The sequence below is a fragment of the Halogranum roseipondis genome (assembly GCF_059695585.1).
The window spans coordinates 958875-973186 of record NZ_CM185235.1 but is presented as its reverse complement, the minus strand read 5'-3'; the positions used below and the strand labels follow the sequence as shown (position 1 = coordinate 973186).

Genomic DNA, 14312 nt, shown 5'->3' with positions numbered 1-14312 from the left:
CGGCAACGCTGAAACGCACGCGGCACCGACGGCGGGTATGGACGTCACCGTCGAAGTCGTCGGCGAGCAGCGCCACGAGGTCAGCGTCGACCCGGAGGGGACCTACGCCGACCTCGTGGCCGCGGTCGGACTCAGCCCTCACCAGGTGTCGGTGCTCGTCGACGGCCGCCCCGTCCCCGAGGATCAGCCCGTCGAGACGGACCACGTGAAGGTGCTTCGACTCATCAAAGGCGGTCGACGGGAGTCGACGAGCGCCCCCGCCGCCGACCGCGAGTGATGGACGCGAACCACGGCTTCGACGTCCGACCCGCCACCGCGGACGACCTCGTCGCGGTCATGCGCCTGCTCGACGCGGCGGTGCTCGAAGCCGACGCAGCAGTCGTGAGCGACCGCATCGACGAGGGTGCCGTCCTCGTCGCCGACGGCGACGGTCGCGTCGTCGGTGCGCTCGTCCTCGACGCCGACGTCGACACCGCCCACGTCGACGCCGTCGCCGTCCAGACGGAGCGTCGCGGACGCGGCGTCGGGAGCGCGCTCGTCGAGGCCGCCGCCGCGAGCGTCGACGGCGACCTCACGGCCGAGTTCGACGAGCGCGTCCGACCGTTCTACGAGTCGCTGGGGTTCGAGCTCTCCGTGGTGGACGAGCACGTCGAGAACGGCGAAAACAGCGACCGGACGCGGCTCCGCGGCCGACTCAGAGGAAGCCGCTGACGAGTTTGCGACCGTCTTCCAGCAACGCCTCGACTCGCTCTTCGCTGCTCGCCTCGGCGTAGACGCGCATCGCGGGTTCCGTCCCCGAGGGACGGACGAGCAGCCACGACCCGTCGTCCAAGAGGAGCTTGAACCCGTCGAGCGTGACGACCTTCGCCACCTCGCGGCCGGCGACCGTGTCGGGGATCTCGCTCTCCAACTCCGAGAGCACGGCCGACTTCTTCTCGTCGGGACACTCCAGGCTGATCTTGTCGGCGACGATGTCGCCGTGTTCCGCGAGCAGACGGTCGACGCGGTCGTCGATCGCCTCCTCGCTCGCCGCCGCGCCGGCGACGAGCGACATCAGGACGCCGTCCTTCTCGCGGATGTGCCCGCGGACGGAGAAGCCGCCGGACTCCTCGCCGCCTATCAGCGCGTCGTGCTCGCCCATCCCCTGGGCGACCCACTTGAAGCCGACGGGGGTCTCGAACACCTCTTCGCCGTGCGCTTCGGCGATGCGGTCGATGAGGAACGTCGTCGACACGGTGCGGACCGCGGGGCCGCTGTCGGACTCGAGCAGGTAGTCGTAGACGGCGGCGAAGAAGAGGTTCTCGTCGAGGAAGCCGCGGTCGGGCGTGACGAGCGCGAGACGGTCGGCGTCGCCGTCGTTGGCGACGCCGAAGTCGGCGTCCCGCTCGCGGACCGTCTCGATCAGCTCTCGGAGGTTCTCGGCGCTCGGTTCCGGCGAGGAGCCGCCGAAGGTGGGGTCGCGGTCGGTCCGGAGGGTGACGACCTCCGCGCCGGCGGACTCGAGCAGTTCGTCGGTCACGCCGCGGCCGCTGCCGTGCATCGCGTCGTAGACGACGGTGAGTCCCGAGAGGTCGGCGTCGGCGAGGTCTCGCGCGTGGTCGGCGTGGTCGGCGACGAGGTCGACGCGTTCGACGGACCCCCGTTCGCCCTCCGGTCGGAACTGGGGCTCTCGGAGGTTCGCTTCGATCTGTTCTGTCACCTCGGGGAGCGCGGGTGCGCCGTCCTCGGGGATGAACTTCACGCCGTTGTACTCCGGCGGGTTGTGCGAGGCCGTCACCATGAGCGCACCGGCACACTCGCGGGAGACGATCGCCCACGCGGCGACGGGCGTCGGGCAGTCACGCTCGGGGAGAATCACGTCGAACCCGTTGCCGGCCAGCACTTCTGCGAGGCTCTCGGCGAACCCCTCGGAGGTGTCGCGGGCGTCGTAGCCGACGACGACCGGTTCGTCGTGGCCCTCTTCGTGGAGATAGTCGGCGACGGCCTGGCCGACGATGCGGACGCGGTCGTCGGTGAACGTGTCGAGCGTCGCGCGCCAGCCGTCGGTTCCGAAGGAGATCTGGTCCATACCCGTCTCTCCCGCTCTCGTCTCAAAAAACCACTCCCCGCCGCTGATCGTGTCGGGTGGATTCCGACTCCCACGCCGATGCGACGAGTTTTACCCCGTCGGTCCCCGAGCACGACCGATGACAACCGTCGTCGCAGTCTGTGGCAGCCGTCGCGACGGCAGCCACACCAAGACCGCACTCGAACACGTCCTCGCGGCGGCCGAACGCGCCGGTGCCGACACCGACCTTATCGACCTCGGCGCGGTCGACCTCCCGCTGTACCACCCCGACGAGGACGCACAGGGCGACTCCGCCGCCCTCGTCCGCCGCGTCCGCGAGGCCGACGGTGTCGTCCTCGGCTCGCCAGTCTACCACGGGTCGTACTCCTCGACGCTGAAGAACTTCCACGACTACTGCTCCGGCGACGACTACGAGAGCACCGTCGTCGGACTGCTCGCCGTCGCCGGCGGTGCCTCCTACGGCGCGACGCTGGAACACATGCGCAGCACCGCTCGGAACGTCCACGGGTGGGTGCTCCCGCAGCAGCTAGGCATCCCCCGCGTCTCCAGTCAGTTCGAGGACGGCGAGTTCGTCGACGACGACCTACGGGAACGGGCCGAGACGCTCGGTCGCCTGGTCGCCGACCACGCCGCCGCGATGGGCGAACGACAGACGCCGATGGCCGCCTGCGACGACTGACTCGCGGACGGCACCGACTCTCCCACGCCGACCGGCCTCACGCAGTCGCCGACCCGTCGTCGACCAGCTGTTCTTTCTCCCGGCGCGTCAGCTGTTTGATGGCGTACTCGCGGCTCATCGCCGTTGACTTCGAGTCGAACGACTCCGTGTAGACGAGGTCGACCGGCGTCCGACCGCGCGTGTACTTCGCACCCGTCCCGTCGTTGTGTTCGGAGACGCGTCGCTCGACGTCGGTGGTGTAGCCGGTGTAGTAGCTCCCGTCGTGACACTCGACGATGTAGACGTAGTGCACGGCCGGAAGAGGGGTGTGACGCTCATAAGGCGTCCGGAACCCTCGGCCGTACAGCGGTGGATCGAGTTTGGCTTCGCGTGGTGGTCGTGTACGTTGCGTTACCTGACTCAGTGATTATGCGCGTGCACGCTGTCGAGCGACTTCCGCGATACCCGCGTTCGCCGAGCAGTTTGGACAGGCGAAGACTCGCCCCGTCGCGTCGGCAAACACGCGTGCGAACCGCTCTGATACGTGCGACCCGCAGTGGTCGCAACTTGGCATAGTTGTCCGGCATCCACCGTTGCCGGTGTCCTCGTCTATGGGTCGCATCCCCATAATGGTTGCCCACGCGCGCACACGTATGCGCGCGGAAGGGGTCTAATCGGGACTAATCGGGACGAACCTATCGGGACTAATCGGGACTAATCGGGACGAACATCGTGGTGGCGTGTCGCGGTCGCCGACGACGGTCTCGGGGCGTGGCGGTCACTCGGAGCGAGCGTCGTCGACCGCGCGGGCGACGAGTCCCGCCTGCGCGCCGGCAACGAACCCCGCGCCGATGTTGACCACCGAGAGAATCGTACACGACTGGAGCATCCCGTCGAGCGCCGCCTCCCCTCTGCCACCCGCGCCGTACCCCGTCGGGACGGGCAGTCCGACGACCGGCGTGTCGACGAGTCCCGCGACGACGGTCGGCAACGCGCCCTCGCGGCCGGCCGCGACGACGAGGACGTCCGCCTCCCGGAGCGTGTCGAGGTGGTCGAGGACTCGCCCGAGGTGAGCGACGCCGACGTCCTCGACGAACTCGACGGTCGCACCCATCTCGCGGGCGATGACCGCCGCCTCGCCGCCGACGGCGGCGTCGGAGGTGCCGCCGGTGACGACGCCGACCGTGGCGTCGAGCGTCGGCGGGTCGAACGCCTCCCCGTGGACGGTGACGGTCTTCGCCCGGTGGTCGTGGTCGACCGTCGCCGGGGTGTCGCCGAACTCGTCGGAGATCGCGGCGACGACGTCGGCGTCGACCCGCGTGACGACCGCTCGTCCCGTCGTCTCGACTGCCGTCGCGGCGAGGTCCGCGACCTCGGTCGGCGTCTTCTCGTCGGCGAGGATCGCCTCGGGGACGCCGCGACGCTGTTCGCGGGCGGCGTCGAACCGTCCGGCGTCTGTCGTCGCGTAGCCGCGTAGCTGTACCTCCGCCTCGGCGGGTGAGAGGTCGCCGGCGGCGACCCGATCCAGTATCTCGCGCATGGACATCTACTCGCTCCCGCGGCTACTCGTAGATGTCGTTTCCGTCCGTCGCCATCGCCGTCTCGGCGAGGCGTCGACGAGACTCCACCATCGTTTCCGATACATCATCGACGCGAAACGACCGCCGACAGCGCCTTTCTCGGCCGAGTGGGCCTTCAGAACGGCCGCACGTATATATTCGTTGGCTGTAAAAGGCGATATTGTACTGCCAGAGCGTCTTACGGTACGATTCAGGAAATCTTATTAATAAGGCCTCGGTAGACGAGGCTGCATGGCAGACCTCATTGTCAAAGCAGCAGTCAAGGAGTACCTCGACGACAAGAACGTTGCGTCCGACTTCTACGACGCACTCGACGAGGAAGTCAAGGAACTGCTCGAGGACGCTGCACGTCGCGCAGAAGAGAACGACCGCAAGACGGTCCAGCCGCGCGACCTGTAAACTCGGCTTCCAACACTTCTCTCTTTATTCGCCCGCCGAGCGACGGCTACGGCAGTTCGCGGACGGTGACGCCGTCGTCGGTGCCGACGTGGACCTCGTCTGCGACGCCGACGAACAGGCCGTGCTCGACGACGCCCGGCGTCTCCGAGAGCGTCGCTGCGAGCGCCGACGGCGCGTCGATGGGGCCGAACTCGCAGTCGAGCACGAGGTTGCCGTTGTCGGTGACGACGGGGCCGTCCTTGCGTTCGGCGCGCCGGAGCGTCGGGTCGCCACCCGCCGAGCGGACGGCGGCGGCGACCGTCTCGCGGGCCGCGGGCAGCACCTCGACCGGGATGGCGCGGTCGAGTCGGTCGGCCTCCTTCGAGGGGTCGGCGACGACGACGAACCGGTCGGCCGCGACGTCGACGATCTTCTCCCGTGCGTGCGCCGCGCCGCCTCCCTTGACCAGGTCGCCGTCGGCGATCTGGTCCGCCCCGTCGATCGCGAGGTCGATGCCGTTCACTTCGTCGAGGTCGGCGAGCGGAATCCCGGCCTCACGTGCGAGCTGCCGCGAGGCGAAGGAGGTCGCCACGCCGCTGACGTCGAGACCGCCGTCGACGGCCCGCCCGATGGCTCGGATGGCGTGGGCGGCGGTGCTCCCCGTCCCGAGGCCGACGACCATCCCGTCGGTCACGAGGTCGGCGGCGCTCTCCCCGGCGTTGCGCTTCGCGGCGTCACTTCCGCCTGTCGTCTTCATACTCGTGTCTCCCCGTCGGAGGGCAAAAACCGCCCGGTGCCGGACGCGGCGCTGTCTCGACTTCCCGTCCGGCGTCGACGCCGCGTCACCGACGACATCGCCTGTCGCTCCCGACAGCGCGTGTCGTTTTGGGGGTGACGGGCGAACGGTCGGTATGGTCCTCCCGCTTTCGGCCCTCTCGCAGCTCGCCGTCCGCTGGCTCCACGTCCTCGGGATGGCGGTGACGGTGGGCGGGGCGCTCTTCGCGTGGGTACTGCTCCGAGACGACACTCCGTCGACGACGGCGCTCGTCGTCGCGGCGGCCTACGAACGGCTGTTCTGGGGGGCGATGGGACTGCTCGTGATGACGGGCGTCGGCAACCTCGGCGCGCTCGCGCCGTCGGTTCCGGGCGGGACGTGGGGGACGGCGCTGTCGGCGAAGCTCCTCCTCGTCGCACTGCTGCTGTTCGGATCGCTCCTCCGCAGTCTGCTCGTCGTCGACGCCCGCCGTCGGCCGGACGCCGAGGCTGTCGGAACCGCCGCGCTCCGGGTCGGTTACGCCGCGACGGCGCTCGTACTCGGGGGAGTCGTCGTCTTCGCGGAGGTGCTCGCGCATGGCTGAGACGTCGACGCGTTCGGCCGCCGACTCGGTCGGTGACTCCGACTCGGCCGCTGACCCCGACGCGACCGACGGGTCGGATTCGGCCGACGACGGGACTCGAATCGGCGATCCGGACCCGCTGCTCGGCTGGTGTCTCGCGGCGTACCACACCGCGCTCTTCACGCTCGTCCCCGTCGTCGGTCTCCACTGGACGGGAGCGCTCGGCGACCTGCTCGGCGGCCTCTCGACGACCGTCGGTCTCGCGCTCTATCTCCTGCTGTGGGCGACGACGTGGTGGACGAACCGACGACTGCTCGCGACGACGCCGTTCGAGCGCTCGGCGTGGCGGGAGATCCTGACGGGCGGTGCGAAGTGGGGCGGCGTGACGGGGAGCTGCTTCCTCCTCGAACTCGTCGTCGTCGCCGTCGCGCAGGTCGCCGTCGACGGCGGCCTCGGAGTTCCGGACGTCGCGTCGGTGCTCCCGCTGCTGCTGTTTCTCGCACTCGGCGTGGCGGTCGCGTTCGTCGTCGGCGGACTCGTCGGCGTGGTGCAGGCCGTCCTCGACCTCCTCGCTCTCGGCGTCGCCGACGCGGTGGCGAGATCGGAGCCGGGCGACTGAACGTCCGACTCGGATCAACCGTTATCCGTCTCCCCGCCGACGACCGGGTATGCCACGAACCGCAGTCGTCGCCGGCGTCGGTCCGGGACTCGGTGCCTCGATCGCCCGCAAACTCGCCAGCGAAGGGTGTCGGGTCGCGCTCTTGGCCCGCTCGGAGAGCTATCTCGAGGAACTCGCCGCGGAGTTGGGCGAGAACGGACTCGCCGTGCCGACGGACCTCGCCGACCCCGACCAGATCGCCGACGCGTTCGAGACCGTCCGCGAGACGCTCGGCCCGGTCGACGTCCTCGTCAACCACGCCAGCGGGGCGACGTGGAAGGGACTCCGGGAGCTCTCGGTCGAGGAGTTCCAGGAGTCGTGGACGGTCGCCGCCCGCGGCGGGTTCTGTTGCTCGAAAGAGGCCGTCACGGACATGCTCGACGGCGACGGCGGGACGATCATCTTCACCGGTGCAACCTCGTCCGTCCGGGGTCGCGACGGGGCGCTCGGCTTCTCGAGTGCGAAGTTCGCGGTGCGCGGGATGGCCCAGTCGATGGCGCGGGAACTCGGCCCCGAGGGCGTCCACGTCGCCCACGCAGTGCTCGACGGTGGCATCCTGCCGCCGGACCGAGACGTCGAGAACCCCGAGGAGTATCTCGACCCCGACGCCATCGCCGAGAGCTACTGGCAGCTGATCGAACAGGACGAGAGTGCGTGGACGCTCGAACTCGATCTGCGGCCACACGTCGAGGAGTTCTGAACCGCTTCGGGTCCTACAGCCGCGTCAACACGGCTTCGGGGTCGTAGGCCAGAGAGAGCGAACGCGAGCGGCCGCGTCCGCCGACGTCGGTGTAGTCGGCTTCGATGACGCCGAGCTGGTCGAGTTTGTTGACGATCTCGGAGTAGCGCGTGTAGCCGAGGCCGGTCTCCTCGTGGAAGACGTCGTAGACGGCGCCGGCCTGCTCGCCGTCGTGTTCGGCGATCACCCGGACGAGCGCCTGCTCGGAGTCCGAGAGCCCCCGGAGGCTGCGCGAGAGGTGGACGTACTTCGACTTGTCGTAGGCCTCCTCGACGTCGTCGACGCTGACCGTCCGACTGGCGCGCATCTCGGCGTTCAGCCCGGCACGTCGGAGCAGGTCGATCCCGACCCGCAGGTCGCCTTTCTCGGCGGTCAACTCGGCGACGCGGTCGAGTTCGGGCGCGCCGACGACGTCCTCGTGGAACCCGCGTTTGACCCGCTCGCGGAGGATGTCGACGATGTCGCTCTCGTCGTACACCGGGAAGTACACCTCCTCGGGTCGGAACACGCTCTGGACGCGCGTGTCGAGTTCGTCGATGACGTCCAAGGAGAGATCCGAGGAGACGACGATGACGCCGATGCGAGCACCGGAGTGAGCCTCGTGTGCCCGCAACAGCGAGTAGAGCGTGTCGGAGGCCTCGTTCTCGTAGAACAGGTAGTTCACGTCGTCGAGCGCGACGACGAGCACCTCGTCGTCCTCGACGAGACGGTCGGTGATCTGGCCGAACAGTTTCTTGAACGAGATCCCCGACGACGGCGGTTCGTAGTCGAAGATCCCCTGGAAGATCCGCGAGAAGACGGCGTAGCGCGTCGAGTCGACCTGACAGTTGACTCGGACGGTTCGGACGTCGGTCTGGGCGGTGAGTTCCCCGAAGAGTTTCTGGACGGCGGTCGTCTTGCCCGTCCCGGGTGGGCCGCTGACGATGGTGTTGAGGGGGCGAGAGCCGCGCACCGCGGGGCGAAGTGCGTACTTGAGACTCTGCATCTGGCTCTCGCGATGCTTGAACGTCTCCGGGACGTAGTCGATCTCGAAGACGTGCTCGTCACGGAACACCGACTCGTCCCACGACAGCATCCCCTCTTCGGGGTCGTCTGGCATCACTTTCACCACGCCCCGGCGACTACTTAACCGTTTGCCACGGGTGAAGCGAAACTGAAACGCGTCGCTTCAGGGGTGTGGTGACCGGAAAAAGTCGGGTCGTCGTCGACAGCGCAGACGCGGCCTCTCAGGCGGTGGCCATCCCCTTGCGGACGTCCTTGTCGCTGATGGACATCCCGTGTTTGTCCTGGGCGTGCTCGCGGACGATGTGGATGACTTCACCCTCGTCGTTGGCCCGTATCATGAAGTCACAGTCTTCCATGGTGCACTCGAACTGTTTTGCCATATCAAATCACCGCCTACTAGAACGACCTCCGACAGCATAATAGTCGTGCTGAGTCCTCCGAATTCGAGAGTCTCGGGCGACACAGAACGTGTCGCTCCCGGCGACTCAAGCCAGCGGCGTCCGCTCGACGACGGTGCCGTCTACCGTCGGATACTGTTCGGACGCGACGTTTTACGCTGCGTTCGGTCGCGTCGACAGCGCACGCGCTGTCTCGCTCTCTCACTCGGTAAAACGTCGATCAAAAGCCAGCGTCGACCCCGTCGGGGTCTCCTCGGCCCGCTCGCTCCGTACCGTCGCTCCCGACGACTCAAGCCAGCGGCGTCCGCTCGACGACGGTGCCGTCTACCGTCGGATACTGCTCGACGATCTCCCCCTTCTCGACGTCGCCTTCGGTGACCATCTCCTCCAGCAGCCACCACGCGAGTTCGACGTGTTCGGACTTGACCGTGTAGAACTCCTCGGGGACGCCCAGCTCCTGCAGGCGACGCTCGGTCACCCAGGTCTTCCCGTAGACGATGGTGCCGTCGTCGGTGATGTCGTCGAACTCCCGGCGGATGTTCCGAGCCATGCGTTTCAGGCGGTTGCGATGCTGGGCGGCGTCCTTGAACACGCTCGTACAGAAGTAGACGCGCTCGTGGTCCCCCATCGCGTCGAGGATGGCTTCTTTCGATCCGTCGACGGCCGACATGTGTCCCTCCTGCAGTTCGTAGCCCTCCTCTTGCATCCGCCGGTAGTTGCCGTCCGACATCTCGAACTCGTTGATGTTACAGAAGTCGGCGGCCCCCTCGTCGAGGAAGTCGAGGAACTCCTGTTCGGCGCGGATGCCCGGAATCTCGAACGCCGGCGTGAGTCCCTCCTCGCGGGCGATGTAGAGGATCTCCTCCCACTCGGTGCCGTGCATGTCGCCCCACAGTTCGTACGGCGGGTGGAAACGGATCTCGTCGAGACCGGCCTCCGAGAGGCGGCGCATGTTCTCGCGCCCGCCCGTGATGCCCGTGTAGAGGTGGGTGTGGTGGTCCTCGCCGAACTCCTCTTTCAGGAGCGAGAGGTAGCGACAGGTCTTGTCCATCGCCTCCTGCGGTTCGCCACCGGTGATGGAGGTGCCGAGCGCGTCCATCCGCTTGGCCTCGGCGACGACGTCCTCGTCGGACTCGACGAGGCGCTCGTTGGCGTAGACGTCGGTGACGTTCTTTCGGTTCTCACCGAGGGGGCAGTAGAAGCAGTCCCGCTGGTCGCAGTAGCCGTAGACGAACAGGACCATCTTGCCTCCCATGGCGCACTGTTCACAACCCTTCGAAATCATTCGTTGTCTCTTCTCTACTGGGAGCAGACCCAAAAGCAGTACGACTTGCGATACGGTCAGTGCGGGTCGCTCACAGTGCTTCCGAGACGGCGACGACGGCGGTGCCGTCGTCCGGTCGTCGACCCCCCGCGCTCCCGAAAACAAATATAGCCCGACGTCATAGGTTCGCCCGATGCTCCTGGTCCTCTGTGTCGACCTCGACGACGACCTCGGCCGCAAGACGGGGATGCGGACGCCCGTCCTCGGTCGAGACGACGTCGAGGAGGCTGCGGTCGCTCTCGCCACCGCCGACCCGGAGGACTCGGACGTGAACGTGCTCTTCCAGGGGATCAACGTCTACGAGGAGATCGCCGCGGAGGGCGGCGAGGAGGTCGAGGTCGCGGCCGTCACCGGCGTCAACGGCAGCGACGTCAAGGCCAACCGCGTCGTCGGCGAGGAGGTCGACACCGTCCTCGCCAGCCTCCAGACCGGCGAGAACGTCCGCGCAATCGTCATCACCGACGGCGCGCAGGACGAGTCGGTGCTCCCCGTCATCCGCTCTCGCGTCCCCATCGACGGCGTCCGGCGGGTCGTCGTCCGGCAGGCACAGGACTTAGAGTCGATCTACTACACGATGAAGCAGGTGCTCGCGGACCCCGAGACCAGAGGGACGATCCTCGTCCCGCTCGGCATCCTGCTTCTCATCTACCCGTTCGTCGTCGTCGCCAGCCTGTTTCAGGTGCCGGGGACGACGGTGCTGGGGCTCATCTCGGCTCTCTTGGGTCTCTACACGCTCTTTCGCGGCCTCGGGTTGGAGTCCGTCGTCGACGACACCGCCGACCACCTGCGGAACGTGCTCTACGCCGGTCGGGTGACGCTCATCACCTACATCGTCGCCGCGGCGCTGCTCGTCGTCGGCGGGTTACAGGGGCTGGAGACGCTGCGTGCGGTACAGGCCGCGCTCGGCGGTGAGTTGCCGCCCGGCATCGTGCTCGCGTCGCTGGTCCACGGCGCAGTCCAGTGGTTCGCCGTCGCCGGCATCACGAGCAGCCTCGGGCAGGTGACCGACGAGTACCTCGCCGATCGGTTCAAGTGGCGCTATCTGAACGCGCCGTTCTACGTCGTCGCCATCGCGCTCGTGCTCTACGCCGTCTCCGGGTTCTTCCTCTCGGACGTGGTCGGCCTCGGGTCGATGCAGACCGGCGAGGTGACGGTTCGCGCCATCGGGCTGACCGACCTGGCCGTCGCGCTGACCGTCGGAACGCTGCTGGGCGTATTCAGCACGGTCGCCTTCGCGATCGCGGAGTCGCGGTTTCCCACGGGGATAGAGGCAGACGCGGCGTGAGTCGCGAACCCACGGGCCTTTTCGAGCGACCGATAGTAGCTCGTGCAACTGTCCACTCGCCCGCACGCTGTCGTGCGGTCGGGTGAGTGATGACTTGCACTCGTTACTATAGACGGCGTTCCAGTCACCGACCACACTCGAACTGTCCGGTCGATGCGACGCCGCCTCCGACGAACCGCTCGGTGGAGAGGTGCCGTCTCTCGGCCAGGCGGTGACGGCGAACGGACGTGTAGCCAACCCGTCCCCGGTTTATCGCCGTCCGAGCCACAGCGTGTGACAGCGTACAACACACCGGGCGAAGCCTCAATAGCAAGTGCCGGGGAGTCCCCGTATGGAACTCGTCGAAGCCACCGCTGACGACCTCGACGCGCTTCTCGACCGCTGGTACGCGCTCGCAACGACGATGGAGGACTACTCCGAGCTGAACGAACTCGCCTCCGCGGACGTCGACGAGGTTTCCGTCGACGGTTTCCGCGCTCATCTCGACGACGAGCACGTCACCGACTACCTCGTCGTCCACGAAGGCGAGACGATCGGCTTCGTCACGCTCCGCGAGGGCCACCACCCGTCCCGGAAGTACTCGCAGTATCTTCGCATCGTGAACCTCGCAATCGACGACGCCCACCGAGGGCGGGGCCACGGCACAGAGGTCGTCGAACGGGTGAAAAGACGGGCTCGCGAGCGGGGGTGCGACCACCTCAAGGTCTCCTGTGAGTGGGAAAACGAGGACGCACGCCGGTTCTACCGCGACACGAACTTCCGGCCGAAGCAGGTCGACTACGCACAGCCACTGAAGTAAGCCACACGCCGCTGTGAACGTTCGGGGGTCGCCGAAGCGCGACCGTCTACCGCTCGCGGACGACGACGAACTCAGCGAGGTCGCGGAGATACTCCCGTGCCTCCGAGTCGTCGACGTTCGCCGCGTCGAGCGCCGCCAACGCCTGGTCGGCCTGGTCGCGGGCGCGCTGGTTGGCCTCCTCGGACGTGAGGTTCGTCACCTGCACGAGCGACGGGCGATCCATCTCGGCGTCCTGGCCGGTCGGTTTGCCCAGCGCGTCGGCGTCGGCAGTCGCGTCGAGCACGTCGTCGCGGATCTGGAAGGCGACGCCGACGCGCTCTGCGTACTCGCCGAACGACTCGATGGTGAAGGCGTCGGCACCGGCGGCGATCGCACCCAGCTCGGCGGCCGCGCGGAACAGCGCGCCCGTCTTCCGGCGGGCGAGCTCCATGTACTCCTCTTCGTTCGTCGGGCGAGCGACCAGTTCCGTCGCCTCGCCCTCGCCGAGTTCGACCATCGACTCGGCGACCACCTGCATCGCCTGTTCGTTCGCCGAGAAGAGCGCGAACGCCTCCCCGAGCAGGCCGTCACTGGCGACGATCGCCGGCCCGTAGCCGTACTCGGCCCAGGCGCTCTCGGTGCCGCGGCGGATGTCCGAGCGGTCGATGATGTCGTCGATGACGAGCGAGGCGTTGTGGACGAGTTCGATGCCGACCGCGAAGTCGACCGCGTCGTCGGGCGTACCGCCGGCCGCTTCACAGGAGAGAATCGTCACTGCGGGGCGGACGCGCTTGCCACCGGCGAGCGCGACGTGCGCGAGTTCGTCGGATAGCTCGTCGGGTTCGACTGCCTCGACGACGGCCTCGAGGCGGTCGTTCACGAGGGCGACCCGGCGCTCCAGATACTCCATTGTCGGTGTCGTAGGGGCGGTCAGGGAAGTACGTACCGGAATACCGGGAAAAGCGAACGACCGGACGACACCCTCTCGCCCCACGGGACGGTCGTCTCCGACGCTCCCGCCGCCCGGCGGCCACGCGAGAGCGCCGCCGAAACTGTCGGGCTGCCAACTGCTAAGTGGCTCGTGTTCGAGTGTCCACGTATGCTCATCGCAGGCAGCGACGACGGCGTGTACACCGTTACCGGCGTCGGCGAACCGGACGCGACGACGGAGAAGGTGCTCGACGCGGGGCGAGTGTTTCGGCTCGAGCAGTTCGACGCGCTCCCCGGACTGTTCGCGGCGTCGACGACCGGACTGTACCACTCGCCCGACGGCACCGACTGGACGGCGGTTCCGCTCCCGGTCGAGGAAGCCTACGCGGTCGCCGCCGACCCGGCGGGCAGTCGACTCTACGTCGGCACGCGCCCGTCGCGACTGTTCGTCGCCGACTGCGACACCGGCGTTCCCACCGTCGAGCGAGCGTGGCGACCGCTCTCGGCGTTCGACGACCTGCGCGAGGAGAGCGACTGGGGGCTCCCCCGTCACGACGGCGTCTCGCAGATCCGGAGCGTCTGTACGCACTCCGCCGCCCCCGACCGCCTCGCCCTCGGCGTCGAGGTCGGCGGCGTCCACGTCAGCGACGACCGCGGGCGGACGTGGACCGACCGGTCGATTCGCGGCTTCGACGCCCCCCACACCGACGACGTCCACCACCTCACGCTGGCGGACGGCGAGACGCTCGTCGCCTCGACCGGCAGCGGCCTGTACCGCTCGCCGGACCTCGGAGAGACGTGGACCCGACTGGACACGGACCACAGTCAGCGCTACTTCCGCGAGGCGCTCGCGCACGACGACGTCGTGTACGCCGGGGGCGCGCCGGGTCCCTCGCCGACGTGGGACGACGGCGGTCACGCACTGTTCGAGTGTCACGACGGCGAGACGCTCGACGCGGTGCCGTCGCCGACGCCGGACGAACACGCCGTCGGCTGGTGTGCAACCGACGAGGACGTTCTCGCCGTGACGCACCGAGGGACGCTGCTGCGACGCCGACGCGGGGACTGGAAGACGGTCGGGGCGGTGCCGACGCCCGGCGACCTCCGAGGTCGGTATCTACCGCTGATGTGGGACGAGCGCTGAGCGGTGTCGCTACTGGTCGTCTTCGAGCGG

Annotated in this window: 19 protein-coding genes; 10 read left to right on the top strand and 9 right to left on the bottom strand. The window is 68.1% G+C overall.

The features are described from left to right. Positions 1-37 precede the first annotated feature (37 nt). Together samp2 and EOHIBHHM_RS05235 are read left to right on the top strand one after the other, a co-directional pair. Positions 38-277, top strand: coding sequence for a ubiquitin-like small modifier protein SAMP2 (gene samp2, locus EOHIBHHM_RS05240; RefSeq protein ID WP_497255289.1), 240 nt, complete (start codon positions 38-40; stop codon positions 275-277). Then, positions 277-711, top strand: coding sequence for a GNAT family N-acetyltransferase (locus EOHIBHHM_RS05235; protein ID WP_497255287.1), 435 nt, complete (start codon positions 277-279; stop codon positions 709-711). The genes samp2 and EOHIBHHM_RS05235 overlap by 1 nt, the downstream gene beginning before the upstream one ends. Here the strand turns inward: EOHIBHHM_RS05235 and EOHIBHHM_RS05230 are convergent. Then, a complete protein-coding gene (locus EOHIBHHM_RS05230; RefSeq protein WP_497255285.1) occupies positions 695-2068 on the bottom strand; it encodes a phosphoglucomutase/phosphomannomutase family protein in 1374 nt (457 codons plus the stop codon). The genes EOHIBHHM_RS05235 and EOHIBHHM_RS05230 overlap by 17 nt on opposite strands. A 118-nt stretch (positions 2069-2186) precedes the next feature. On the opposite strand from EOHIBHHM_RS05230, the gene EOHIBHHM_RS05225 reads away from it, so the two are divergent. Next, complete coding sequence (locus EOHIBHHM_RS05225) at positions 2187-2747, top strand: NADPH-dependent FMN reductase (protein ID WP_497255283.1); 561 nt, start codon at positions 2187-2189, stop codon at positions 2745-2747. A gap of 37 nt (positions 2748-2784) precedes the next feature. On the opposite strand, the gene EOHIBHHM_RS05220 is transcribed toward EOHIBHHM_RS05225, so the two are convergent. From EOHIBHHM_RS05220 to larB, 3 genes are all read right to left on the bottom strand, one after another. Beyond that, positions 2785-3039 (bottom strand): GIY-YIG nuclease family protein, encoded by a 255-nt coding sequence (locus EOHIBHHM_RS05220; protein WP_497255281.1) that lies wholly within the window; start codon positions 3037-3039, stop codon positions 2785-2787. A gap of 114 nt (positions 3040-3153) precedes the next feature. Next, the gene (locus EOHIBHHM_RS05215) at positions 3154-3300 is read right to left on the bottom strand and encodes a DUF7563 family protein (protein WP_009366865.1); all 147 of its coding nucleotides are present in this window, start codon (positions 3298-3300) and stop codon (positions 3154-3156) included. A 204-nt stretch (positions 3301-3504) separates the two neighbouring features. Next, positions 3505-4266 (bottom strand): nickel pincer cofactor biosynthesis protein LarB, encoded by a 762-nt coding sequence (gene larB, locus EOHIBHHM_RS05210; protein ID WP_497255279.1) that lies wholly within the window; start codon positions 4264-4266, stop codon positions 3505-3507. 271 nt (positions 4267-4537) lie between these two features. On the opposite strand from larB, the gene EOHIBHHM_RS05205 reads away from it, so the two are divergent. Further along, entirely contained in the window at positions 4538-4705 is a 168-nt protein-coding gene (locus EOHIBHHM_RS05205) for a DUF1931 family protein (protein WP_089822357.1), read from the top strand. A gap of 46 nt (positions 4706-4751) precedes the next feature. On the opposite strand, the gene rpiA is transcribed toward EOHIBHHM_RS05205, so the two are convergent. Beyond that, positions 4752-5441, bottom strand: a complete 690-nt coding sequence (gene rpiA / locus EOHIBHHM_RS05200; RefSeq protein WP_497255277.1) for a ribose-5-phosphate isomerase RpiA — start codon at positions 5439-5441, stop codon at positions 4752-4754. Between the two features lie 154 nt (positions 5442-5595). On the opposite strand from rpiA, the gene EOHIBHHM_RS05195 reads away from it, so the two are divergent. From EOHIBHHM_RS05195 to EOHIBHHM_RS05185, 3 genes are read left to right on the top strand one after another with little or no spacing between them, the layout of a single operon-like run. Further along, positions 5596-6042 (top strand): hypothetical protein, encoded by a 447-nt coding sequence (locus EOHIBHHM_RS05195; RefSeq protein ID WP_497255275.1) that lies wholly within the window; start codon positions 5596-5598, stop codon positions 6040-6042. Next, on the top strand, positions 6035-6640 hold the full coding sequence (locus tag EOHIBHHM_RS05190; RefSeq protein ID WP_497255273.1) for a DUF7965 family protein: 606 nt from the start codon (positions 6035-6037) through the stop codon (positions 6638-6640). Before EOHIBHHM_RS05195 ends, EOHIBHHM_RS05190 begins: the two co-directional genes overlap by 8 nt. A gap of 49 nt (positions 6641-6689) precedes the next feature. Continuing rightward, positions 6690-7379, top strand: a complete 690-nt coding sequence (locus tag EOHIBHHM_RS05185; RefSeq protein ID WP_497255271.1) for an SDR family NAD(P)-dependent oxidoreductase — start codon at positions 6690-6692, stop codon at positions 7377-7379. A 13-nt stretch (positions 7380-7392) separates the two neighbouring features. Here the strand turns inward: EOHIBHHM_RS05185 and EOHIBHHM_RS05180 are convergent, their stop codons facing one another. The 3 genes from EOHIBHHM_RS05180 to EOHIBHHM_RS05170 form a co-directional block, all read right to left on the bottom strand. Further along, on the bottom strand, positions 7393-8517 hold the full coding sequence (locus EOHIBHHM_RS05180; RefSeq protein WP_497255269.1) for an ORC1-type DNA replication protein: 1125 nt from the start codon (positions 8515-8517) through the stop codon (positions 7393-7395). Positions 8518-8644: 127 nt separating this feature from the next. Continuing rightward, positions 8645-8803 (bottom strand): DUF1059 domain-containing protein, encoded by a 159-nt coding sequence (locus EOHIBHHM_RS05175; RefSeq protein WP_497255267.1) that lies wholly within the window; start codon positions 8801-8803, stop codon positions 8645-8647. 307 nt (positions 8804-9110) lie between these two features. Next, a complete protein-coding gene (locus tag EOHIBHHM_RS05170; protein WP_497255265.1) occupies positions 9111-10106 on the bottom strand; it encodes a radical SAM protein in 996 nt (331 codons plus the stop codon). Between the two features lie 172 nt (positions 10107-10278). Between EOHIBHHM_RS05170 and EOHIBHHM_RS05165 the strand changes: the two genes are divergently transcribed. Then, complete coding sequence (locus tag EOHIBHHM_RS05165) at positions 10279-11430, top strand: DUF373 family protein (RefSeq protein ID WP_497255263.1); 1152 nt, start codon at positions 10279-10281, stop codon at positions 11428-11430. A 331-nt stretch (positions 11431-11761) separates the two neighbouring features. Further along, entirely contained in the window at positions 11762-12229 is a 468-nt protein-coding gene (locus EOHIBHHM_RS05160) for a GNAT family N-acetyltransferase (protein ID WP_497255261.1), read from the top strand. 46 nt (positions 12230-12275) lie between these two features. On the opposite strand, the gene EOHIBHHM_RS05155 is transcribed toward EOHIBHHM_RS05160, so the two are convergent. After that, complete coding sequence (locus tag EOHIBHHM_RS05155) at positions 12276-13118, bottom strand: polyprenyl synthetase family protein (RefSeq protein ID WP_497255259.1); 843 nt, start codon at positions 13116-13118, stop codon at positions 12276-12278. A gap of 189 nt (positions 13119-13307) precedes the next feature. Here EOHIBHHM_RS05155 and EOHIBHHM_RS05150 point away from each other — a divergent pair, with 189 nt between their 5' ends. Then, positions 13308-14282, top strand: a complete 975-nt coding sequence (locus EOHIBHHM_RS05150) for a WD40/YVTN/BNR-like repeat-containing protein (RefSeq protein ID WP_497255257.1) — start codon at positions 13308-13310, stop codon at positions 14280-14282. Positions 14283-14312: the final 30 nt, after the last annotated feature.

Excerpts from the sequence above, each read along its gene's own strand:
- EOHIBHHM_RS05165 (WP_497255263.1), top strand. The coding sequence starts at position 10,279 with ATGCTCCTGGTCCTCTGTGTCGACCTCGACGACGACCTCGGCCGCAAG.
- EOHIBHHM_RS05180 (WP_497255269.1), bottom strand. The coding sequence starts at position 8,517 with ATGCCAGACGACCCCGAAGAGGGGATGCTGTCGTGGGACGAGTCGGTG.
- rpiA (WP_497255277.1), bottom strand. The coding sequence starts at position 5,441 with ATGAAGACGACAGGCGGAAGTGACGCCGCGAAGCGCAACGCCGGGGAG.
- samp2 (WP_497255289.1), top strand. The coding sequence starts at position 38 with ATGGACGTCACCGTCGAAGTCGTCGGCGAGCAGCGCCACGAGGTCAGC.
- EOHIBHHM_RS05195 (WP_497255275.1), top strand. The coding sequence starts at position 5,596 with ATGGTCCTCCCGCTTTCGGCCCTCTCGCAGCTCGCCGTCCGCTGGCTC.
- EOHIBHHM_RS05225 (WP_497255283.1), top strand. The coding sequence starts at position 2,187 with ATGACAACCGTCGTCGCAGTCTGTGGCAGCCGTCGCGACGGCAGCCAC.
- EOHIBHHM_RS05170 (WP_497255265.1), bottom strand. The coding sequence starts at position 10,106 with ATGATTTCGAAGGGTTGTGAACAGTGCGCCATGGGAGGCAAGATGGTC.
- EOHIBHHM_RS05160 (WP_497255261.1), top strand. The coding sequence starts at position 11,762 with ATGGAACTCGTCGAAGCCACCGCTGACGACCTCGACGCGCTTCTCGAC.
- EOHIBHHM_RS05155 (WP_497255259.1), bottom strand. The coding sequence starts at position 13,118 with ATGGAGTATCTGGAGCGCCGGGTCGCCCTCGTGAACGACCGCCTCGAG.
- larB (WP_497255279.1), bottom strand. The coding sequence starts at position 4,266 with ATGCGCGAGATACTGGATCGGGTCGCCGCCGGCGACCTCTCACCCGCC.
- EOHIBHHM_RS05230 (WP_497255285.1), bottom strand. The coding sequence starts at position 2,068 with ATGGACCAGATCTCCTTCGGAACCGACGGCTGGCGCGCGACGCTCGAC.
- EOHIBHHM_RS05215 (WP_009366865.1), bottom strand. The coding sequence starts at position 3,300 with ATGCCAAGTTGCGACCACTGCGGGTCGCACGTATCAGAGCGGTTCGCA.
- EOHIBHHM_RS05150 (WP_497255257.1), top strand. The coding sequence starts at position 13,308 with ATGCTCATCGCAGGCAGCGACGACGGCGTGTACACCGTTACCGGCGTC.
- EOHIBHHM_RS05175 (WP_497255267.1), bottom strand. The coding sequence starts at position 8,803 with ATGGCAAAACAGTTCGAGTGCACCATGGAAGACTGTGACTTCATGATA.
- EOHIBHHM_RS05235 (WP_497255287.1), top strand. The coding sequence starts at position 277 with ATGGACGCGAACCACGGCTTCGACGTCCGACCCGCCACCGCGGACGAC.
- EOHIBHHM_RS05205 (WP_089822357.1), top strand. The coding sequence starts at position 4,538 with ATGGCAGACCTCATTGTCAAAGCAGCAGTCAAGGAGTACCTCGACGAC.
- EOHIBHHM_RS05190 (WP_497255273.1), top strand. The coding sequence starts at position 6,035 with ATGGCTGAGACGTCGACGCGTTCGGCCGCCGACTCGGTCGGTGACTCC.
- EOHIBHHM_RS05185 (WP_497255271.1), top strand. The coding sequence starts at position 6,690 with ATGCCACGAACCGCAGTCGTCGCCGGCGTCGGTCCGGGACTCGGTGCC.